Raw genomic sequence first — 22,078 nt, forward strand, 5'->3', positions numbered from 1 at the left:
AGGCGGGAATGCCCAGTTTCGTGATTAGCATGCTCAGAAAAATTAACTGACTGTTGCACTTGTTCCTTGAGACCGCCCACCTATAAAAGTATATATGTAGATATGTCGCCCGAAGAAATATCCGAAAAACTTGACTTGCATTGTATTGCTTATAACATACCAATTCCATCATTGAAAGTATTCAGTGGACGCGGACTTCAAGTGAAGTGGGTCTTTGAAGTTCCAAAATCAGCCAAACACCTTCCACGTTGGAAAGCGTTACAACAAGCAATATCTGTTGTATTAACGCCCTTTGGTTCAGATACAAATGCTTTGGATGCTTCTAGGGTTCTACGCCTTGAAGGGACAGTTCACTCAAAAAGTCTTGAAGTTGTAAGAGTTTTAGAGCCTGGAAAACCAGTCATAAAATATGACTTCACTTACTTATACACTAAGTTTGATGCTCACAATTACATCGATATTGAAAAGCCTAAAAACCCACCAAAATCGAAGATGCATGAGATAGCAGAACCAACACCACAGATTAATCCTTTCAGGGTCATTGAAGGCGGGAAAAGTAACAACCCAAAAGGTTCAAAGTTAAATCTAATAGCGAAGACTAAACAGTCTCTATCGTGGTCACGTCTTTTAGACCTTCGCACGCTTGCAGATTTACGAGGTGGAGTGCAGGAAGGCCAGCGTATGCTATTTCTATTCTGGACACTCAACTTTATGGCTATGTCATTTCAAGTTAATGCTATGAATTTTTGGGATGAAGCGCAAGGAGTCGCTGATAGATTCTTTCCTAACGGTGATTGGGAGGAAAGCGCATTGGGTACAGTATTTGAAAAGGTCTGCCAGCAATCACGAGGCGAGAAAATCGAATTTATGGGTAAGAGTGTCACTCCGCTCTACACTCCACGCAATTCAACGCTTATACGCACATTTAATATCACAGCAGATGAACAAAAACATATGGTTACAATAATAGACGATGTAGAAAAGGCCGAGCGCGCGAAAAGTAGGATGGAGAATATTCGTAGATATAAGGGTATGAAAAAACAGGAAAACGATGCTCAAACAAAACCATGGATTGCGTTAGGCATGAGCAGAAGGACATATTACAGAAGAAAAAAAGAAGGGAAAAATACAGAATCTTTTACGCCATTGATATTGGCTTTTTCCTGATTTGGCACTTTTTGTTCTGTTATCTAGGAGAGATATGTGAGAGGGGGGTGGAAAAATATTAGTTTTTTTGTTTTTGTCTCACTACTTTTCAATTAATTCTTTATTCGCCTATAATAGTGATAGCCAAGAATTTTTAAAACTTCTCACACATACAATATACAGGAGGAACTAAACAAATAGATTTAATATTTCGGACGTGGTAGGCCGCTTCTAGCGGGTTTCTCATGTGAGCTATACATGTTCAGTCATGTAGGTATGAGAATCTTTGGTTTGTAGTTAAGGTTGTCAGCGTATCTGGCTTTGCTGTGCGACCTCGAACTAGTAATAACAAGCCATTACAACATTGCGATACCATTAGGAAGTTCCCCAATGGTACGCCACCCGAAGTGTAATCTATATTAAAACCGTAAGAGGTAGCTATGCACATTTCTTCCTGTACTTTTGTTTAAAACTATCTCTTCATCACCTATTAGAGAGCTAGCAATTTTCTTTGATGCCTCATTGTCCTGGTCTACAATGGCCTCTATGATAAATCCGTCAGGGTAAAGTCTCTGCATCCCATTCACAAATTCAGTTAGTGCTTTTTTTGCTATTGTTCCGCCCCAGTTTTTTCCGCGATATTGTTCTAGTACCGCCCAGTCAATTTGCCAACATCCAACACCATCTTTCTGTGAGTCGTAGATAATGGTACACCGAGCTATGACTTCATTCTGAACGGTCGGACTAAACATTACATAGGTAAATCTAGGTACGCCGGCGGGTGTATCCCCGTGAGCATATATATCGTTAAATATCTTCCCCGGCTGTATGTTTACTGACCCCGCCTTAATGGCCAGCGCTATTTGATTTAATCCTTCCTCCGCTAGTTCCTGCCCAGTTAGTTTAGAAAGTTTTTTTATTTCTTCCAACTCTTTCTTTTTTGTTTTTTTAAAAAATCCAAACATTTGTAACTTATCCTTTGGTTTTGACGTAATTTACTGCGAACATATTATGCGTATAGTCAGATGTATAGCGCTTGTAGCTCAGTCAGTCATTAACTGATGGAAGTACTGTCTTTGATTTCACCCTTGCCCGAAGATTTTCTTTGTTCTCCAAGATAGCCACTCTTGCAACCATTTATCACAGGAGCAATATTGACACCTTCCCGATAAGTCATTACAAAACCTCGATGCTAATTATCTGTACTTTGGCTTTGCTTTACTTTTCAGTTGAGATCGCTTTTTTCATCTTTCGCTTGTATAGCACAATACGCACAAATGGAAGTATTATAGCCGCCAAAAAATAGTCAACAAACATAGAAGGATGAAACGCATATGGTTCATTCCTTTTAAAATACCATGCGGTCAGTAAAGCAAAAAAAACTATGCAGGAACTATATATGACAATTGCATTGAAGCTGTTGAGAAATCTTTTCAATAAAGCCCACTCGATAGGCTTACAAAGTATATAAAACGCTAGCATCCCACCTAAAATTGCGCCCATATTTTTACTCTCCAATCGATAGAAAAATGTCACATACAAATATCTTATCGACGCTCTCTGGGGGGGGAGAGCTCAATTCAATCTTTCGGTCAACGCGCATTCGAATTTTCTCCTTGTGTTATGGCAATGTGCTTGATTTCCCAAAACTTGCTGGATGAAAGCAAGACAAGGACACCATAAAATCCTATTGAGTGTCTTGTAGGTATGGCCATGTGCGACTATACAACATCAATAGGCCATCTCGCTTCCAGCATCTTAGAAAAAACACCTTCACTGCTCTCAAATAAACCGTTTATTGCCTAGCTTCAAAAAATCTACAAATAGCACCACTCATTGCGGTCATTGGCATGCTCGAGTTGGCCATGAAAAAGGCTGACCAGGGCGTTATAGATCGTTTCGCAATTGAAGTGGCTTCAGCATCTGCCCACGAGTTGCTCGATTTGATTGGCGATATTCTGGATATAGCGCGCATTGAGTCTGGTCATCTTTCATTGCACCCCAAACGTTCAAATATCAAGTCGCTGGTAGAAGCCGTGGCACGAATGTTTGATGGGCTGGCGCGGCAGAAGCAATTGAGCCTGGTGTGTGAATTGAGCCCGGCAGCGGATATGGATGTGCTGATTGACCCGATACGCTTCAAGCAAATTGTTTCCAATTTTCTGAGTAATGCCATCAAGTTCACGGACAAGGGTGAGGTCCGGCTGATATTGACATTGGGGCCGGCTGCGGATGCGCAACATATCTCGATCTGCTTGCGTGTGAAGGACACCGGAATGGGGATTCCCGAGGAGGAGCAAAGCCAGCTGTTCAACCCTTTCGTTCAGTCCAGTAACAACACTCAATCTGCACGTCAGGGCTCAGGTCTGGGGCTGGTGATTTGCCGTGAGCTCTGCGAAATGATGGGAGGGCAGTTGCACCTCAGCAGTGTAGAGGGGCTGGGTACTCAAGTTGAGCTCATGGTGGTAGTGCCCCGGCTTGAGGAGGACGAGCAAACTGACGACGCCCACGAGCAAGCCTCGGGTATTACCCGGTCGCTGAGCATTCTGGTCGTGGATGATTATCCGGCTAACCGGATGTTGCTGGCCCAGCAGTTGAGCTATCTGGGGCACCGCGTGACAGACGCCGAGAATGGCGAGCTGGGTCTCAAGACGTGGCGGCTGGGGTCTTTCGACCTGGTGATTACCGATTGCTCGATGCCGCTCGTAAATGGCTATCAGCTGGCTCAGGCAATACGAGCTGAAGAGGCGCAGCTGGGAAAGGCGCCTTGCCGGATTTTTGGTTTTACCGCGAATGCACAGCCAGGCGAAGTTGAACGTTGTCTCGATGCGGGAATGGATCAATGCCTGTTCAAGCCCATCAGCCTGAAAGACTTGAGCGCCTGTCTGGCAACAGGCCAGGTGCAGAACCTGATAGATAGCGATGCCGATGAATCTGATCGAGACGGCAAGATTGATCTGACGTATCTCAAGCAGTTGAGTCAGGGTGATGAGCATATGATTCATGCGCTTCTGGCAGAGCTGGCGACTAGAAATCGTCAGGACCTCACTGTCCTGATCGAACTTTTTTTGAAAGATGATTACGCAGGAATGGCTGCCCTGGCCCATGGCATCAAAGGAGGGGGAAGGCTTATTCAAGCCAGGAAGCTGATTGAGTGTTGCGATCAATTGGAAGCGGTTTGCCATTCCGGTAAATCAGAGGAACTCACCGTCGCGGTCGATGCACTTCACAGCAGTATGGAGCAGTTGGCTGACGAACTTGAACATTACGCTCAAGCTAATCAATCACATGGATGACGAGGCTGCAATGCCAACAAAATCTTTACGAATACTGATTGCTGATGAAGACCCGAACCAGGCCCTGAAAATAGAAAGGGCTCTCAATATTCTGGGCTACTACCGGATCGCGCCTTTGTACCATGGCGAGGCGCTGGTAAGCCTGAAGGCCGCACCCACCAATGAGTATGACGTGCTGTTGATCAGCCAGAAGATGACAGGTGAGGGTATTGCGGATGAGGTCGAATATCGCAAGGACAACTCGCAGTTTCGTCATGTTCTGATTTACATGGATGCCGACAGTTTTGTGAATAAGCTCGTCAGTCTGATGCCGATGCTGGACTCTTCTGTTACCCCATGAGACGGGCGCTTGTCCGCATTGTCGGGGCCGAGCTAAAGTCTGGCGCTGTCCCAACAAAGCCAATGCCCAGACTCGTCAAGGAGTGCCCATAATGTCGGATGTCGTAATAGTGCAAGCAGACTATACCAGCCCGGTTCATGCCCAAGCGTTGAGAGACGTTTTGAACCACTACGCCCAGGACCCGATGGGCGGCGGTGAAGCGTTGTCCCGGACAGTGTTGGCGCAGTTGCCTGAAGAACTTGCCAAGCGTCCCCATGCCTTCAGTGTGCTGGCGTTCGTCAACGGGGACGCGGCGGGCCTGGTGAACTGTTTTGAAGGCTTTTCGACCTTTGCCGGTAAACCCCTGGTCAATGTGCATGATGTGTCAGTAGTCGATACCTTCCGCGGTCTGGGTCTGAGCCAGAAGATGTTGCTCAAGGTAGAGGACATTGCCCGTGAACGAGGCTGCTGCAAGATCACACTGGAAGTGCTGGAAGGCAATTCTGTGGCCCAGGGTTCCTATCGTAAGTTCGGTTTCAGCGATGGCCAGCTCGACCCGGCGCACGGACGCATGTTGTTCTGGAACAAAAATTTGTAGCTGCCGAAAACCTTGTAGTCGTAGCCTCGCGCTGCTCGTCAACGACTACAAGGTTTGCGCTCCTCCTGCTTAGAGCGTCCACTCCAGGCCAACACTCACCGTCCGCGGATCACCCCAGAACACGCCGTTATAGAAACCTACGTTTTCGTAGTACTTTTCATCGAACAGGTTTTTGACGTTCAGGGACGCCGAGACGTGTTCGTCAAACTTGTAGCGGGCCATCAGGTCGACCAGGGTGTAGGACTTCTGGGTGATGTCTTCCTTGAAGGTAATCGGGTTGCCTTTTTCATTTTTCTCGCCGGTCGGGCGATTGGCGGCACGATAGATATCGCTTTGCCAGTTGACGGCCGCACCCACGGTCATGGCACTCCAGTCCCCAGGCAGGCGGTACGTGCTTGAGACCTTGAGCATGTTCAACGGTGCTGCAGTATTCATGCGCTGGCCTGCGGCGTTGCGCGAGTGGGTGTAGGTGTAGCCTGCAAGCATATTCCAGTCGCGCATCACTTCACCGGCCAGCTCGACTTCGAAACCGTTGATCTTGTTGCCCTTGCCGCCGGACTTGTAATATTCCTCGCCCTTGGGGCCGCGTGGTACTGAGTCATCGATTTCCGGCACATTGTCCTGCTTGCTCCAGAACACCGCCGTCGACAGGTTAAGACGCTCCTGCAGAAAACTGCCCTTCAAGCCCAGTTCATAGTTACTGCCCACTACTGGCTCAAGATAAGAGTTACTGGCGTCCTTGCTGGTGGTTGGCTTGAAGATGTCGGTATAACTCGCGTAGGCCGTCAACTCGTCGGTGAAGTCATACAGCACGCCGGCGTAAGGCGTAACCACATCGTTTTGGGTCTGGCTGACTTTTGGGGCAGGGAAGTTGGTGCTGGAGCTTTGCCAACTGCCATAACGGCTGCCAAGCACGGCATGCCATTGCTCGGTCAGGTTAAAGCGTGTGGCCAGGTAGCCGGATTTCTGCTTGATGACGTCGTGAGTCCCTTCAATGCCGGTATTCAAATCCTGATACTTGGCAATCGAGCTCATGTCTCGCCAATCGGGAATGTTGTAGTAATCATCCGCGTTGAGATCAACCATCAGCGGCGAGGTGTTGTCATTCTTGGCCTGGCCGTAACCCACCATTAATTCGTGGTCACGCCCGAACAGGGGGTAGGTGCCGGAGATATTGACGTCGACGGCGCTCATTTGCTCTTCGCCGATAAAATGGCTGGCATAGGCCGACATGCCCGTACCATCGGGGTTGGGGAAGCCGCCGCCGGCGTAATACACCTTGCCTTCGGCATCGCTGGTGCGATGGGTATAGGCCGCTTTGAGGTGCCAGTCATTGCCCAGTTGCTGGTCGAGGGTGGCGAAAGCGGTTTTGTCCTTCATCGGCCATGAGCTCCAGGGCGTGGCCAGGTTGGTTGAGCGGCCAAAGTCGGCTTTATCGCCCGAGCCGGTCCAGTAGGGTGTTGTCCCCCAGGACGATCCCTTGACCTGCTTGTCCTGGTAGTCATAACCCACTGCAAAAATGGTGGTATCGGTCAGGTCGGCTTCCAGAATGCCGTATGCCACTTCGCGCTTGAGGGCGTAGATATCGCGAAACGATTTGCTGTCGCGATAGGCCAGCACGGTGCGCCCACGCAGGCGGCCGTCGAAGGCCAGCGGGCCGCCCACATCGACATAGCTGTAATAGTTGTCGTAGCTGCCGCCCGAGGCGCCGGCTTTAGCCTGCAACTGGTGAGTGGGGCGTTTGCGGATCATGTTGATGGTGCCTGACGGGTCGCCCGCACCCGTGGTCAGGCCGGTGGCGCCGCGCACCACTTCAATACGGTCGTAGATGATGGTATCGGCATCGGTCTTCATAAAACTGAAGGTGTTGAGCATGCCGTCAATCTGGAAGTTATTGATGGTATAGCCGCGGGACGAGTAGCTGACCCGGTCCGAGTCGTTGTGCTGCACCACAATGCCTGTGGTGTGGCGCATAGCTTCGGTCAGGGTGTTGAGGTCGAAATCGTCCATTTCCTGGCGGGTGACGACCGAGATCGATTGCGGGGTTTCGCGAATACTCAAGTTGAGTTTTGTCGCCGTGCTGGTCGAGCCCGTGGTGTAGGAACCGGTGTTTTCTGTTGTGGCACCCAGGCCCTGCGCGGTGACGCTGGTGGTGCCCAGCTCCAGTGAACGGGTGGTTTTTTCTGCGTCTTCCTGCCCGCTTTCCGCCAGTAACTGCGGACTTACGGCGCTGCTGATCAGGCCGAGGGTGAGGGTCATGGAACGGGTGATTGGCGCGAACATCGCTGCCGACTCCTTGTCGTTGTTATGAAGTTGTCCAGTGCTTCAAACGAATGACAAGGCGCGGAGTTAGTCTAAACGAGAATTATTTGTAATTGTGTGTCGCAAACCCGTGGGGCGCGATTGGCGCCCCACGGGTTGGTTATTGCTGGACCACGTTGGCAGGGGCGGGGTGTTTGGGCTTGATCAGGCTGAAGTCGATCAAGGCCTTTTGCGGGCGCGAGTACGGGTCGCCAATCAGCTGTGGGCGGGCGACAAACTGGTCGCTGACCAGGCTTTTTTTGTCGTCCAGCTCGTCGGCACTCAGGCCCGCCAGGTCTGTCCAGGTGTGAATGAACTGCGAGCTGCTGTACGGGCGGCTGAGGTCAGCGGCGAAATTCCACGCGTGGCTTTCACGCCATTTTGGTGAAGCCCATGCCATAAATGGAATGGTGTACATCGGTGCGGTCGGCTTGGCCTCGTTGCGGCCCAGCGTCGCGTGGCCGACCGAGTCAAACACGTCTTCACCGTGGTCGGACAGGTACAGCAAAAAGCCATTGGGGTCGGTTTTGGCAAAGTCCTTGATCAGGCTCGATACAACAAAGTCGTTGTACAACACGGCATTGTCATAACTGTTGTAGGTCGGTACTTGAGCATCGTTCAGGCCGGCAGGCACACCGGTGCGGTCGACGAATTTGTCAAAAGTCGGCGGGTAGCGATATTGGTAGCTCATGTGGGTGCCGAGCAGGTGAATGACGATCAGCTTGCGCGGGGCACTGTCAGCCAGGATCTTGTTGAACGGCTCGATTACGTCACCGTCGTACTGACGAGCGTTCTGGTTGCGGTTGTTGTTGAGGTAGACCTGCTCATCTGCCTGCTCGGAGAAGGTGGTGAGCATGGTGTTGCGCTTGGTCATGGTCTGCTGGTTGGTGACCCAGAAGGTCTTGTAACCGGCTTGCTTCATGACGCTGACCAGTGACGGGGTGCTGAGGTACAGATCGGGGTTTTCTTCGTCGGCAAAAGTCAGCACTTGTTGCAGCGCTTCGATGGTGTAGGGGCGCGGCGTAACGACGTTGTCGAAAATGGCCAGTTGATCGCGCAATTTGTCGAGGTTGGGTGTGGTCTCGCGCTCATAGCCATAAAGGCTCATGCGTTGGCGGTTGGTGGACTCGCCAATAACCAGCACCAGGGTAGTCGGCTTGCCGGCCTCGTTATCCTTGAGGTTGGTCAGCGGCGGGATCTTGCTGACGCTGGCGAGCATGCCTTGCATGTTGTCCAGTTGCTCCAGATAGCGGCGATAAGCCACTACCATCTGCCAGGGCACTGCGGGCTCGACCCGGCTTTCAAAGCTTTCCATGGCCGTGGCCAGGTTGTCGTGCTTGATCGTCTGCTTGACCAGCGGGTAGCCGATAACGGCGACCAGTATGGCCACGGCTGCGGCCCAGGCCTGCATGCGCGGCATGTACACCGGGCGCAGGCGGGTCCACAGGAACACGGCAAAGGCGGTATGCGCCAGGAATGCCAGCACCATCCACCAGGCAAAATACTGGGTCATGTACTCGCCGGCTTCAGAGATGTTCGACTCGAACATGATGAAGATGACGCTTTGCGAGAATTCTTGTTGATAGATAAAGAAGTAGCCCAGGCTTGCCATCGAGCATGCCCACAGTATAACGCCAATGACGGCGGCCATTGCGCGGGTCTGCTTGGGGAACATCAGCATCGGAGCCAGCCAGATGGCGCTCATCACAAATGCTTGGCGAAAGCCTGAAAACCCTGATGTGCCTGTCAGCTGAATCAGCAGTTGGGTAATGCCGGAAAAATACCAGAAGAACAGGAACAGCCAGCCAAGGCCTGCCCAGTCGAATCCCTTCGCAGATGTGTTACTGCGTTTAAACATCCCCATACAACGCTCCAGCCGATAACTACTTGAATGGTCCATGCCGGGTAGCCAGGCACAGCACATGGGTACTGTCTCAAGAGTGAGCAGTCACAAAGTGTTTAAGTATCGCCAAGGGGATGTGAAAACTTTGTCACTCATTACCTGGCTGGCGAGGATGTATCAGCGTTGTTGCGGGCTAAATGTTTAGGTTTTTTGCACTCTTTACTGCTTCGTCCGTCTGTTGAGTGTATTGAATCGGGAATCTGCACTGCAGCTTGTGCGAAACTATGCAGCATGTGTCAGGACTAATCCTGGCCGGGCACCTTGGGCAATGCTGCACTAAGGTGCTGTACACCTATTTATTTGTCGTTGGGAGCAACAGTACATGCAGTTGGGAATTATTGGATTGGGCCGTATGGGCGGGAATATCGCGCGGCGTCTGATGCTCAATGGGCATACAACCGTGGTTTTTGACCGCAATACCGACTTTGTCAGTGCTCTGGAACAGGAAGGCGCCACCGCCGTTGCCGATTTGCCAGCGCTGGTCGCAGGCCTGGCCAAACCCCGCGCTGTGTGGGTGATGCTGCCTTCCGGTGCGCCGACCGAAGACACCATCGAGACCTTGAGCGAACTGCTGGACGCCGATGACATCATCATTGATGGCGGCAACACCTTCTACAAAGATGATATCCGTCGCTCGCAGGCACTGGCCGAAAAAGGCATTCAGTACGTTGACGTCGGCACTTCGGGCGGTGTTTGGGGCCTGGAGCGCGGTTATTGCATGATGATCGGCGGAGACAGCGCTGTCGTGAAGCACCTGGACCCGCTGTTTGCAGCGCTGGCGCCGGGCATGGGTGATATCCCGCGCACCAAGGACCGTGTGTCTGACGATGATCGCGCCGAACGTGGTTACATCCACGCAGGCCCGGCAGGTGCAGGCCATTTCGTGAAAATGGTGCACAACGGTATTGAATACGGTTTGATGCAGGCGTATGCCGAAGGCTTCAACCTGATGAAGATGAAAGGCGGTGAAAACCTGCCTGAAGATCAGCGTTTTGATTTGAACCTGGGTGATATCGCTGAAGTCTGGCGTCGTGGCAGCGTGGTGTCTTCCTGGTTGCTGGATCTGACCGCCGATGCTCTGGCCACTGATGAGCCGCTGGATGGCTACTCGGGCGCCGTGGCAGACAGTGGCGAAGGCCGTTGGACCATCGAAGCTGCCATGGAGCAGTCGACCCCGGTGCCAGTGCTGTCGCAAGCCCTGTTTGCCCGCTACAGTTCACGCCAGCAAAGCCTCTATGGCGACAAATTGTTGTCAGCCATGCGCTTTGGTTTCGGCGGCCATGTGGAGACGCCTAAAAAATGACCGATCTGTCCAGTAAACCTGATGCCAAGCCTGCGCCGCCCACCACTCTGTTTCTGTTTGGTGCCCACGGTGATCTGGTCAAGCGCTTGCTGATGCCCGCGCTGTACAACTTGAGTCGTGATGGTTTGCTGGACGGTGGCCTGCGCATTGTGGGCGTGGACCACAATGCGATCAGTGATGAGGGTTTTGCCAAAAAGCTGGAGGACTTCATTCGCAATGAAGCGTCCAGCAAAGTGGATCATCCTGATGGCCAGGGCTTGAATGCCGAACTATGGGCCTCGTTGGCGAAGAACATCAGCTATGTGCAGGGCGATTTTCTGGATGACAGCACCTATGCGGCGCTGGAACAGAAAATCTTTGCCAGCGGTACCGCCAATGCGGTGTTCTATCTGGCCACTGCACCGCGCTTTTTCAGCGAAGTTGTGCAGCGCCTGGGCGCCAGCGGGTTGCTCAAGGAAACCCCGGAAGGCTTTCGCCGGGTCGTTATTGAAAAACCTTTTGGCTCTGACGTACAGACGGCACAAGCATTAAATGAATGCCTGCTGAGCGTCATGAGCGAGAAGCAGATCTACCGGATAGACCATTATCTGGGCAAGGAAACAGTCCAGAACATTTTGGTCAGCCGTTTCTCCAACGGGCTTTTCGAAGCTTTCTGGAACAATCATTACATTGACCATGTGCAGATCACGGCGGCAGAAACCGTCGGGGTCGAGACCCGTGGCAGTTTTTACGAACATACCGGCGCCTTGCGCGACATGTTGCCCAATCATCTGTTCCAGCTGCTGGCGATGGTGGCGATGGAGCCCCCTGCGGCCTTTGGCGCCGATGCGGTACGCGGTGAAAAGGCCAAGGTGATTGGCGCAATCCGCCCCTGGTCCAAAGAAGATGCGCTGAAATACTCGGTGCGCGGGCAATACACCCAGGGTGAGTCCGGCGGCAAGCCGGTCGTGGGTTATCGCGAAGAGAACAATGTGGCGCCAGACAGCACGACCGAAACCTTTGTCGCGCTCAAGGTGATGATCGACAACTGGCGTTGGGTTGGCGTGCCGTTTTACCTGCGCACCGGCAAGCGCATGAGTGCACGGGACACCGAGATCGCCATCTGCTTCAAGCCTGCGCCTTATGCGCAGTTTCGCGACACTGAAGTTGAGCGCTTGCAGCCCAACTATTTGCGTATCCAGATCCAGCCCAATGAGGGCATGTGGTTTGATCTGCAAGCCAAGCAACCTGGGCCTGGGTTGAAAATGGCCAATATCGAGTTGGGTTTTGCGTACAAGGACTTCTTCGAAATGCAGCCTTCCACAGGCTACGAAACCTTGATCTACGACTGCCTGACTGGCGACCAGACCTTGTTCCAGCGTGCGGACAACATTGAAAACGGCTGGCGTGGCGTGCAGCCTTTTCTGGATGCGTGGCGCGAAAAAACAGACGTGCAACCGTACAGGGCAGGTGAAGACGGCCCGCAGGCGGCTAAAGAGTTGCTGGCTCGCGATGGTCGTGTCTGGCTCAACATAGGATGAGTGACGTGAAGCAAAACCCGATTGAGCTGGTGTTGTGTGACATGGATGGCACCCTGCTTTTACCTGATCACAGCATCAGCCCGCGCAACCTGGGGGCAGTCAAGGCACTGCAAGCGGCTGGGATTCACTTCACCCTGGCCACTGGACGCCCGCCGCGAGCTATGCGCGGGTACATCAAGGCGTTGGGGATTGAACTGCCGACTGCGGGCTTCAATGGCGGGGTGCTGGTGAACGCCGATGGTAGCGTGTTGCAGTCCCATCACGTGCCGTATGAGGCCGTGCTCAAGACTTTGGCTTTGCTGGCCGGGCAAGACGTCGAGGTCTGGGTATTTGCCGACGATGAGTGGCTCTTGCGTGACCCGTTCGGACCTATGGTTGCCCACGAGCAGCAGGGCCTGGGCTATGCGCCACGGGTGGTAGAGAGCTTCGAGCCCTACTTGCACCGCGTCGACAAGATAGTCGCCACTACCAGCAATGCGCCGCTGCTGGTCGATCTTGAGCATCGTTTGCAGCTATTACTGGACGGCGAGGCTTCGGCCAGCCGTTCGCAGGCCCGCTACCTGGACATCACCGCACTCAAGGCCAACAAGGGCGATGCGCTGGCTACCCTGGCGGCACATCTGGGCGTCCCTCTTGAGCGTACGGTCGCGATCGGTGATGGCGGCAATGATCCGGCGATGTTCCACCGCGCCGGGTTGTCGATTGCCATGGGCCAGGCCGATGCGCAGATTCGCGAGCAGGCCATGCACGTGACCGGCAGCAATGTCGAAGACGGCGTGGCGCAAGCGATCGAACGTTTGATCCTGGCGCGCTGATGTCACTGCGCGCAGGTCATTTTGTCCGTATTTTGGCGTAAACGCGGCCTGCCTGGGGCCTGTCAGGCTTGTTATAGTCCGCCGCTCATTGACCGGCGACGGTGCCCCACAAAGGATTCAGGTTATGTCCGAATACCAGGCTTTTCAGGTTGAATTAAACGGCAACATTGCCCACGTTCAAATCAATCGGCCTGAGAAGGTCAATGCGATGAATGCAGCCTTCTGGACTGAAATCATCGAGATTTTCCAGTGGATTGATGAGACCGACGCGGTGCGTGTGGTGGTGCTCAGTGGTGCAGGCAAGCACTTTTCGGCCGGTATTGACCTGATGCTGCTGGCGTCGGTGGCCAACGAAATGGGCAAGGATGTAGGGCGCAATGCCCGTATGCTGCGGCGTAAAATCCTGCAGATGCAGGCCTCGTTCAATGCCGTTGACCAGTGCCGCAAACCGGTCCTCGCGGCGATTCAGGGTTATTGCATTGGCGGGGCGATTGACCTGATTGCCGCCTGCGACATGCGCTATGCCGCCGAGGATGCACAATTCTCGATCAAGGAAATAGACATGGGCATGGCCGCCGACGTCGGTACATTGCAACGGCTGCCGCGTATCATCGGTGATGGCATGCTCCGGGAGCTGGCCTATACCGGGCGCATGGTTGCGGCAGATGAAGCCCGTGCCATCGGCCTGGTAAACCGGGTCTACAGTGATCAACAGGCGTTGCTTGAGGGCGTTATGGCCATTGCCCAAGAAATCGCCAGTAAATCGCCGATTGCCATTGCTGGCACCAAGCAGATGATCGGCTATATGCGCGATCATCGTGTGGAGGATGGCCTGGAATATGTTGCGACGTGGAATGCGGCGATGCTGCAGTCCAGCGATTTGCGCCTGGCAATGACGGCCCACATGACCAAACAGAAACCCGAGTTTCTCGATTGAAGGCTTTGTAACCTGAACAAGGATCACTTGATGACACCGCGTTGGATCACGGCAGTACTGGATACAGACCTGACTGGCGGCTGGGCCGTGGCGCGCGGCCCTGACGGGTTTTTGATCGATGACAATGGCCCGCTGTTCCCGCGTGAGTGGCTCAAACGCCAGGACTTGCCGGTGCTGGCCGAGCATGGCATCGGTCACCTCGACGGCGAGCCGGTGTATCTGCTAGAGCTCAAGGGTGAGGCTCAGGTAGAAGGCTGCCATTGGCAGGGCTTGCGCGCCTTTATGCTGGGCGACGATCACATACTTTATAAAGTGCTGGGTTATGCCGCGCAAATCGGCACCTGGGCCCGTGAACATCGTTTTTGTGGCAGTTGCGGGCAGGCCATGACGCAGGTGTCCGGGGAACGGGCGATGTACTGCGCAACTTGCGACTTGCGCAGTTACCCGCGCATATCGCCGAGCATGATCGTATTGATTACCCGGGGTGATGAAGTGCTGCTGGCCCGCTCGCCACGCTTTGTGCCGGGGGTTTACAGCACCCTGGCGGGCTTCGCCGAGCCCGGCGAGTCAGCCGAGGATTGCTTGATCCGCGAAGTGCGCGAAGAAGTGCAGGTAGAGGTCAAAAACATCCAGTATGTGGGAAGCCAGTGCTGGCCGTTCCCCCATTCGATGATGCTGGGATTTCACGCGGAATATGCCGGGGGCGAGATTGTGCCCCAGGCCGACGAGATAGAAGATGCGCAGTGGTTCAATGTGCATCAATTACCGCCGTTGCCGGCGTCGCGCTCGATTGCGCGCTATCTCATCGACTTGTATGTGGCCAGACGTTTAGGCCATGCCGAACCAGTGCTGCCAGGCTAGGCGCACGGTCAAGCCCAGAACCACGGTAATAAACACCGGGCGAATGAACTTGGCCCCGCCGCTGATCGCGCTGCGGGCGCCAAAGTAGGCACCGACCATGACCGCAAAGCCCATGGTCAGGCCGATCACCCAGTCCACATGCCCGGAAAAGATAAACACCGACAGCGCTGCAATGTTGCTGACGAAGTTCATGCTGCGTGCCACACCGCTGGCCTTCACCAGATCGATCGGGTACATCAGCATGCTGCTGACGGTCCAGAATGCCCCCGTCCCCGGCCCGGCCACGCCATCATAGAACCCCAGACCCAGGCCTTGCGGCAATTGCCATTTCTTTTTGATTGGCGCGTCGTTGTCGACAGGTGTTTTGGGGGTGCCGCCAAACAGCAGGTAGAGCCCGCACCCGAAAACAATCACCGGCAGCATCTTGTTCAGCCATTCAGCGGGCATGTAGTGGGCGGCAGTTGCCCCGATCAGGGCGCCGGCCAGGGTGCCGAAAATGGCCAGCTTCCATTCGCGCGGGTGGAACAGTTTGCGGCGGTAGAAAGTAAGGCTCGCGGTGGCTGCGCCGAAAGTCGAGCTGAGCTTGTTGGTGCCCAGCACCAGATGTGGCGGTAAGCCCGCGGTGAGCAGGGCAGGGGTGGTGAGCAGGCCGCCACCGCCAGCGATGGCGTCGATAAAGCCGGCGACAAAAGCAACGACGGCCAGAATGGCGAGGGTGGTCAAATCTACGCTGAGTTCAAAAGGCATGGGATCGACTTAATTCGGCGGGACGTACAGCGCAGACGCGCGGGAAGGACGTCATCTTACCGATAAGCGTGAACAGCGGCGATAGGGCTTTACGATTGCCCGACGGCGCCATCAACGATTATGTGAACCGTTTGGCGATACTGTCAGGCAATTGCGCGAGCGGGCATTGTATTAATAGGCGAGGGCGTCGGCATCCACCCTGCGGGCGTTGACTGAAAGCGCGCCGAGTTTGATCAACCGTGTGCGGGTGACGTTGCGGCTCAAACCCAGCAATTTTGCCGTATGCACCTGGTTGTGATGGCAAAATTCATAGGCACTGCGCAGCAGGGCGTCTTCTACGGTTTCGTGCAGCGCTCCGGGTTCTTCCTCGAAAAGTTTGCGAAATGCGCGTTGCAACAGATCCTGTGAGGTGTGTTGAACCGGCTGCTGGAGCGAAAACTCCTGGCGTCTGCCGCGGGACTGGGACAGACGCAGGTCTTGCACCGTAATGGTCTGGTTACGGCACAGCAGCAGGCTGTGATGCACAACGTTTTCCAGCTCGCGAATATTGCCCTGCCAGGGATGATGCACAAGTACTTGTTCGGCACATTCGCTCAGGGCTGTTGGCCCGTGGGGCAAGCGTTGGCGGTAGGTTTTCAGAAAATGACGGGCCAGCGGCAGGATATCTCCCGGTCGCTCGCGCAAGGGCAGCAACCCAAGGCTGACAACATTCAGGCGATAGTACAGGTCTTCGCGGAAATGACCGGCGTCGATGGCCTGTTCCAGGTTAACGTTGGTCGCGGCCAGCACCCGGACGTTGATCGGGGTGCTTTTACGCGAGCCCAGCCGCACCACCTCCTGTTCTTGCAGGACGCGCAAGAGCTTGACCTGGATGGTCAGCGGCAGGTCGCCGATTTCATCCAGAAACAACGTGCCGCCATCGGCTTCTTCAAACCAGCCGGCTTTTGCAGTAAGTGCGCCTGTGAACGCGCCTTTTTCATGGCCAAACAATTCGGCCTCGACCAGAGATTCGGCAAACGCACCGCAGTTGACCGCCACGAATGGCTGCTGGTGCCGGTGGCTGAGCTGGTGGATATGCCGCGCAACCAGTTCCTTGCCCGTGCCGGTCTCGCCAATGATCAGCACACTGGCATCGCTGGGGGCAATCTGTTGCAAGTGCGACAGCAGGGCTTTGGACGCCGGGTCTTCAAACACTTGGGCCGTGGCGCGGATGGACGTGGCCAGTGCCGGGGTGGCAGGTAATGTTAAAAGCTGCATTGACAGCTCCTTTTAACAGGGGCTCTGCCCACAAAAGGAAAGCCGAAGGCAGCTTTATAAAGTTTTTTTGTTATTCCGTAAACTAACGTAATTCCATATTTATATATCGATATTGCATATCTGACTTGCATCGCGACCCGTTTTTAGCGCTTTATAAGACACTGCTTTTCAGAGCGCCTTATTTTAGGATTGATCCTACGGTTTTTCTTTCTGATGCACCTGTATTCACCCGTCTCAATCGGTTATTTCTAACAGCCGCATTTTCAAGTGGCTTCACTCTGCTGAATCGGGCGCAGCTCGTTTCAGATATGCGCTCAGTGGGTTTGAACAATGAACAAGCGACCTCTTTATTTCGATTACGCGGCCACCACTCCAGTGGACGCTCGTGTCATCCAGGTGATGGTCGATTGCCTGGGTTTTGAAGGCAACTTTGGCAATCCGGCCTCTGGCTCCCACGTCTTTGGTCAGCAAGCGCGGCATGCGGTAGAGCTGGCCCGCGAGCAGGTCGCGCAACTGATCAATGCCAGGCCTGAACAGATCATCTGGACCTCAGGCGCAACCGAGTCCAACAACCTGGCCCTCAAAGGTGTGGCGCAGGCGGGTGGCCAGTCGCGCGGGCATATCATCACCAGCCAGATAGAACACAAGGCGGTGCTGGATACCGCCCGTTTTTTGCAGGACTCAGGCTTTGAGGTGACCTACCTGGCACCGGCCGCCAACGGGCTTGTAAGTGCCGAGCAGGTCAGCGCAGCGCTGCGAGAAGACACCCTGCTGGTGTCGCTGATGCTGGTCAACAATGAACTGGGGACGGTGAATGACATCCCGCAGATTGGCCGTCGCGTGCGCGAGCATGGTGCGTTGTTTCATGTAGATGCTGCGCAAGGTGCAGGCAAAGTAGCCATCGACCTGAATGAGTGGGCCGTCGATCTGATGTCGTTTTCGGGTCACAAGATTTATGGCCCCAAAGGTATCGGCGCGTTGTATGTGGGCTCGCGGGCACAGGATCGCTTGCAGGCGCAGATTCACGGTGGCGGGCATGAGTCCGGTTTGCGTTCAGGAACGCTGGCGACGCATCAAATTGCCGGTATGGGCGCAGCTTTTGCATTGGCTAGCCAATCGTTTGCCGAGGAACTGGAGCATATTCGTGAATTACGTGAGCGCTTGCTTGCACAACTGGCCGATGTACCGGGGCTGCAATGCAATGGTTGTCCAACCCAGCGAATTCCCCATACCTTGAGCCTGACCTTCAGCGAAGGGCACTTCAACAGTGCTGCGCTGAGCAGTTCATTGGCGTACTCGGCCACTTCGGCGTGCAATTCGGCCAGCAATGCGCCGTCCCATGTCCTGCTTGCGCTGGGGCATGATGCACACCGGGCCGGCCGTACCATCCGCCTGAGCCTGGGGCGTTTCACCCGTGAGCAGGACATAGATGTAGCAGCAGAGGCGATCAAGGCTTGCATAGCAGCGCCCGCACCTTTTTGGGCGGTTGCTCAACCTTGATGGCTGATCCATCATCATTAACGACGAATAATAATTATCAGTGATTGGCAGGAGAATAAATGAGTACTCAGTCGTTGAATTCGGGGTCTGTTGTGGAGCGATTGGAACGCACCCGGGCAGTGATGAGCCAGAACGGGATCCATGCGCTTCTCGTGCCCTCGGCCGACCCCCATCTATCGGAGTACTTGCCTGCCTATTGGCAGGGCCGTCAGTGGCTGTCGGGCTTTCACGGCTCAGTGGGCACGCTTATTGTCACGCCGACCTTCGCCGGAGTGTGGGCTGACAGCCGTTACTGGGAGCAAGCCGGCAAAGAACTGAGTGGCAGCACCATCGAGCTTGTCAAACTGTTGCCCGGGCAGCCCGGCCCTCTGGAGTGGCTGGCTGAGCAAACGCCAGAAGGCGCAACGGTGAGTGTTGATGGCGCTGTTCTTGCCCTGGCGTCTGCGCGCACCCTTGAAACCCGGCTCAAGGAGCGCGGTGCAATTTTACGTACCGATATCGATCTGCTTGGCCTTGTCTGGCAGGATCGCCCGGCATTGCCGGTGCAGCCGGTATATGAGCATTTGCCGCCGCAAGCGACGATCAGCCGTGTCGAAAAGCTCAAGCAACTGCGTGAAACACTCAAACAGCGCAAGGCTGATGCACATTTCATTGCAACCCTGGATGACATTGCCTGGCTGTTCAATTTGCGTGGTTCGGATGTCTCCTTCAACCCTGTATTCGTTTCTTTTGCGCTAATCGAGCAAGCCCGCGCTACCTTGTTTGTTGACCTGAACAAGGTCAGTGGCGAGCTGCGTAAAACCCTGGCCCGTGATGGCGTAGAGCTGCGCGAATACACCGAGATCAGCACGGCGCTGGCGTCCTTGCCGGCCGCGACCCGGTTGCTGGTGGATCCCGCCCGGGTGACCTGCGGGCTCCTCGGCCATTTGACGGCTGAAGTGAAGCTGGTCGAAGGCTTGAATCCGACCACCCTGGCCAAATCGCAAAAAAGCCTTGATGACGCCGTTCATATTCGTCAAGCCATGGAGCAGGATGGTGCGGCACTGTGTGAGTTTTTTGCGTGGCTGGAAACGGCGCTTGGGCGCGAACGTATTACCGAACTGACTATTGATGAGCACCTGACCGCTGCTCGTGCCCGTCGTCCCGGCTTTGTATCGCTGAGTTTCAACACCATTGCTGCTTTCAATGCCAATGGCGCGATGCCCCATTACCATGCAACCGAGCAGGAGCATGCGGTGATTGAGGGAGACGGCTTGCTGTTGATCGACTCGGGTGGTCAGTACCTGGGTGGCACGACCGACATCACGCGCATGGTTCCTGTCGGCACGCCGACCCCTGAGCAAAAGCGCGACTGTACCCGGGTATTGAAAGGTGTGATCGCATTGTCCAGGGCGCAGTTTCCCAAGGGCATCCTGTCACCCTTGCTCGACTCGATTGCAAGGGCGCCGATCTGGGCCGAAAACGTCGATTACGGGCATGGCACAGGGCATGGCGTCGGTTACTTCCTGAACGTGCACGAAGGGCCTCAGGTGATCGCCTATCAGGCTGCTGCGGCGCCGCACACAGCCATGCAGCCGGGGATGATTACCTCGATCGAGCCTGGGACATACCGGCCAGGCCAATGGGGAGTGCGCATCGAAAACCTGGTATTGAACCGTGAGGCGGGGGATTCGGAGTTTGGGGCGTTCCTGAAGTTTGAAACCTTGACGCTGTGCCCAATTGACACTCGCTGCCTGGAACCATCATTGCTTACGCGTGAGGAGCTGGAGTGGTTTGATGGTTATCACGCTCAGGTTCTTGAGCGTTTAAGCCCGCTGCTGACCGGGGCCGCTCTGGAGTGGTTGCAGGTTCGTACGGCGCCCCTGTCAATCAAGTCCTGATCTGGATGCCATGCTGTCGGTCTAGTCGACGGCATGGCAACACGTGCTGCTACTTGCAGATCACAATCATGCTACGGCTGGTATAGCCAGCAGGGTTCAGGCCGAACGGGTAATCCCCAGGCTCTTCGGCGGCATCACCCGACTTGGCAACCACCCGGTATCCCTTGGTTCCACAAGCCTTGTCGGCTTCGGCGTAACATTTGTTCCACGATGAGGACAATCCGGAGCAATTGATATGCAAGCCTCGCTTACCATGCTTGACGGCGGTTTCAGAGGTTGCAGCGCAGCCGGTTACAGCAAGTACGGCTAAAGCTACCAAAATACGTTTCATTCCTGTCCTTAAGCGTTTGCATCGGATTTACGGGATACGCAAGTTTGAGGCTGCCTGTCCATGGCACTGTAGATATCCGTATCCTGAATCGGCCTAAATGAATCTTAAGTGACAAACATCCCCTAAATGAGAGTCAATTACCAGAACTGTGTCAACTGGCTGCCTTTTTGTCAGTAGCAACAGGTGTGGAATGGTTGCGCATGGTTAAAGTCGCCCCAATCGAAGCCATGATGATGCATGAAATGGCCATCCACTGTGTAAATGACAGCACCTCATTCAGAAACAGCAGCCCCGACAGTGCTCCGAGGGCGGGCTCTATGCTCATAAGTGTGCCGAAGGTGCGCGTCGGCATACGTGTCAGGGCAATCATCTCAAGCGTGTAGGGCACAGCGGTGGACATGAGGGCTACGCCAATGGCTATCGGGATCAGTCCAGGAGTCAGTAATGCGGAACCTGCGTGGTACACACCGATAGGTGCGAAAAAAATAGCAGCAATAATCACGCCTAAAGCTGCGGTCTGCACGCCATTGTCGGCACCGGCCCTCTGGCCATAGAGGATATACAGTGCCCAGCAGACCCCTGCACTCAGTGCATAGCCAGCGCCGACAGGATCGATACCTTGCGTGTTTTCACCAAAGGGTATGAGCAGCAGCAGCCCGGTAATTGCCAAACCTATCCAGATAAAGTCGATCGGTCTGCGGGAGGTATATATAGCTACTGCCAAAGGCCCTGTGAATTCAAGGGCAACAGCAATGCCCAGTGGAACGCTGCGCAATGACATATAGAAGAGGAAGTTCATCCCGCCCAGTGCTATCCCGTAAACAATCACGGTCTTCAAGGATTTGGCGGTGAGCCTGGCTCTCCAGGGGCGCAATATCAACAGCATGATAATGCTGGCAAATGCCAGGCGCAGGCTGGTTGTACCTTGGGCGCCGATAATGGGGAACATGCTTTTGGCCAGCGATGCTCCCGACTGGATCGAAGCCATGGCAATAAGCAGCAAGCCAACAGGGAAAAGCGTCGCCATAAGGTTGCGTTGGGGCTTTGTCATTAAGGAGTGTGCCTGGGTATGAGGGGCTTTAAGCCAGGCATGATGCTTAACTGATGGCGAATGTGCAATATAGTGCGCATTATAAGGTGCTTTTCTATCTATAGCGGCTTCTACTTCGATAGTTTCGATTAATGCTTGACTCAGATTCCCAGCAGCCTATAATTCGTCCCACTTCCGGCGCAGTCGAAACGGAAAACTCCTTTAGTTTCAATGAGTTGGATGGTTTTCGACGGTGTCAGCTTCAAGTCATCGAAGCAGGAAATGAGGTGTTGACAGCAGCGTGTAACGCTGTAGAATTCGCCTCCCGCTAACG

General features: G+C 54.2%; 18 protein-coding genes. 11 read left to right on the forward strand and 7 right to left on the reverse strand.

Annotation, left to right across the window (positions count from 1 at the left end; genetic code table 11):
- The first annotated feature begins 102 nt into the window (after positions 1-102).
- Positions 103-1,167, forward strand: a complete 1,065-nt coding sequence (locus CJU81_RS23935; protein WP_141232628.1) for a hypothetical protein — start codon at positions 103-105, stop codon at positions 1,165-1,167.
- 398 nt (positions 1,168-1,565) lie between these two features.
- Here CJU81_RS23935 and CJU81_RS22890 read toward each other — a convergent pair whose 3' ends face one another.
- Positions 1,566-2,111, reverse strand: coding sequence for a hypothetical protein (locus tag CJU81_RS22890; RefSeq protein ID WP_095038356.1), 546 nt, complete (start codon positions 2,109-2,111; stop codon positions 1,566-1,568).
- A 900-nt stretch (positions 2,112-3,011) separates the two neighbouring features.
- On the opposite strand from CJU81_RS22890, the gene CJU81_RS22900 reads away from it, so the two are divergent.
- The 3 genes from CJU81_RS22900 (at position 3,012) to CJU81_RS22910 (ending at position 5,359) form a co-directional block, all read left to right on the forward strand.
- Positions 3,012-4,442 carry an ATP-binding protein gene (locus tag CJU81_RS22900; protein WP_254924920.1) on the forward strand — a complete coding sequence of 477 codons (1,431 nt, stop codon included), beginning with the start codon at positions 3,012-3,014 and terminating at the stop codon, positions 4,440-4,442.
- Positions 4,435-4,782 (forward strand): hypothetical protein, encoded by a 348-nt coding sequence (locus CJU81_RS22905; RefSeq protein ID WP_254924921.1) that lies wholly within the window; start codon positions 4,435-4,437, stop codon positions 4,780-4,782. The genes CJU81_RS22900 and CJU81_RS22905 overlap by 8 nt, the downstream gene beginning before the upstream one ends.
- A gap of 91 nt (positions 4,783-4,873) precedes the next feature.
- Positions 4,874-5,359, forward strand: a complete 486-nt coding sequence (locus CJU81_RS22910) for a GNAT family N-acetyltransferase (protein ID WP_095038358.1) — start codon at positions 4,874-4,876, stop codon at positions 5,357-5,359.
- A gap of 69 nt (positions 5,360-5,428) precedes the next feature.
- On the opposite strand, the gene CJU81_RS22915 is transcribed toward CJU81_RS22910, so the two are convergent.
- Together CJU81_RS22915 and CJU81_RS22920 are read right to left on the reverse strand one after the other, a co-directional pair.
- Complete coding sequence (locus CJU81_RS22915; RefSeq protein ID WP_095038359.1) at positions 5,429-7,642, reverse strand: TonB-dependent siderophore receptor; 2,214 nt, start codon at positions 7,640-7,642, stop codon at positions 5,429-5,431.
- Positions 7,643-7,781: 139 nt separating this feature from the next.
- Complete coding sequence (locus CJU81_RS22920) at positions 7,782-9,524, reverse strand: phosphoethanolamine transferase CptA (protein WP_095038360.1); 1,743 nt, start codon at positions 9,522-9,524, stop codon at positions 7,782-7,784.
- 361 nt (positions 9,525-9,885) lie between these two features.
- Here CJU81_RS22920 and gnd point away from each other — a divergent pair, with 361 nt between their 5' ends.
- The 5 genes from gnd to nudC all read left to right on the forward strand — a co-directional run bounded on the left by gnd (position 9,886) and on the right by nudC (position 14,999).
- The gene (gene gnd, locus CJU81_RS22925; RefSeq protein ID WP_095038361.1) at positions 9,886-10,866 is read left to right on the forward strand and encodes a phosphogluconate dehydrogenase (NAD(+)-dependent, decarboxylating); all 981 of its coding nucleotides are present in this window, start codon (positions 9,886-9,888) and stop codon (positions 10,864-10,866) included.
- The gene (zwf, locus tag CJU81_RS22930) at positions 10,863-12,386 is read left to right on the forward strand and encodes a glucose-6-phosphate dehydrogenase (RefSeq protein ID WP_095038362.1); all 1,524 of its coding nucleotides are present in this window, start codon (positions 10,863-10,865) and stop codon (positions 12,384-12,386) included. The genes gnd and zwf overlap by 4 nt, the downstream gene beginning before the upstream one ends.
- Entirely contained in the window at positions 12,383-13,201 is an 819-nt protein-coding gene (locus tag CJU81_RS22935; RefSeq protein ID WP_176464902.1) for a Cof-type HAD-IIB family hydrolase, read from the forward strand. The genes zwf and CJU81_RS22935 overlap by 4 nt, the downstream gene beginning before the upstream one ends.
- Positions 13,202-13,325: 124 nt before the next feature.
- Positions 13,326-14,138: a crotonase/enoyl-CoA hydratase family protein gene (locus CJU81_RS22940; RefSeq protein ID WP_095038363.1), complete on the forward strand. Its 813-nt coding sequence runs from the start codon at positions 13,326-13,328 to the stop codon at positions 14,136-14,138.
- A 30-nt stretch (positions 14,139-14,168) separates the two neighbouring features.
- Positions 14,169-14,999, forward strand: a complete 831-nt coding sequence (gene nudC, locus CJU81_RS22945) for an NAD(+) diphosphatase (RefSeq protein WP_095038364.1) — start codon at positions 14,169-14,171, stop codon at positions 14,997-14,999.
- On the opposite strand, the gene CJU81_RS22950 is transcribed toward nudC, so the two are convergent.
- Both CJU81_RS22950 and CJU81_RS22955 read right to left on the reverse strand, forming a co-directional pair.
- A complete protein-coding gene (locus CJU81_RS22950; RefSeq protein ID WP_095029512.1) occupies positions 14,967-15,746 on the reverse strand; it encodes a TSUP family transporter in 780 nt (259 codons plus the stop codon). The genes nudC and CJU81_RS22950 overlap by 33 nt on opposite strands.
- A gap of 171 nt (positions 15,747-15,917) precedes the next feature.
- Complete coding sequence (locus CJU81_RS22955) at positions 15,918-17,003, reverse strand: sigma-54 interaction domain-containing protein (protein ID WP_095038365.1); 1,086 nt, start codon at positions 17,001-17,003, stop codon at positions 15,918-15,920.
- Between the two features lie 330 nt (positions 17,004-17,333).
- On the opposite strand from CJU81_RS22955, the gene CJU81_RS22960 reads away from it, so the two are divergent.
- Positions 17,334-18,503 carry a cysteine desulfurase family protein gene (locus CJU81_RS22960; RefSeq protein WP_095038366.1) on the forward strand — a complete coding sequence of 390 codons (1,170 nt, stop codon included), beginning with the start codon at positions 17,334-17,336 and terminating at the stop codon, positions 18,501-18,503.
- A 59-nt stretch (positions 18,504-18,562) separates the two neighbouring features.
- Positions 18,563-20,383, forward strand: coding sequence for an aminopeptidase P family protein (locus tag CJU81_RS22965; protein WP_095038367.1), 1,821 nt, complete (start codon positions 18,563-18,565; stop codon positions 20,381-20,383).
- A 49-nt stretch (positions 20,384-20,432) separates the two neighbouring features.
- Here the strand turns inward: CJU81_RS22965 and CJU81_RS22970 are convergent, their stop codons facing one another.
- On the reverse strand, positions 20,433-20,714 hold the full coding sequence (locus tag CJU81_RS22970) for a hypothetical protein (RefSeq protein ID WP_095038368.1): 282 nt from the start codon (positions 20,712-20,714) through the stop codon (positions 20,433-20,435).
- Positions 20,715-20,865: 151 nt separating this feature from the next.
- Positions 20,866-21,765, reverse strand: a complete 900-nt coding sequence (gene rhtA / locus CJU81_RS22975; protein WP_095038369.1) for a threonine/homoserine exporter RhtA — start codon at positions 21,763-21,765, stop codon at positions 20,866-20,868.
- Between the last annotated feature and the right edge of the window lie 313 nt (positions 21,766-22,078).

Source organism: Pseudomonas fragi (genome assembly GCF_002269505.1).
GTDB lineage: Bacteria > Pseudomonadota > Gammaproteobacteria > Pseudomonadales > Pseudomonadaceae > Aquipseudomonas > Aquipseudomonas fragi_D.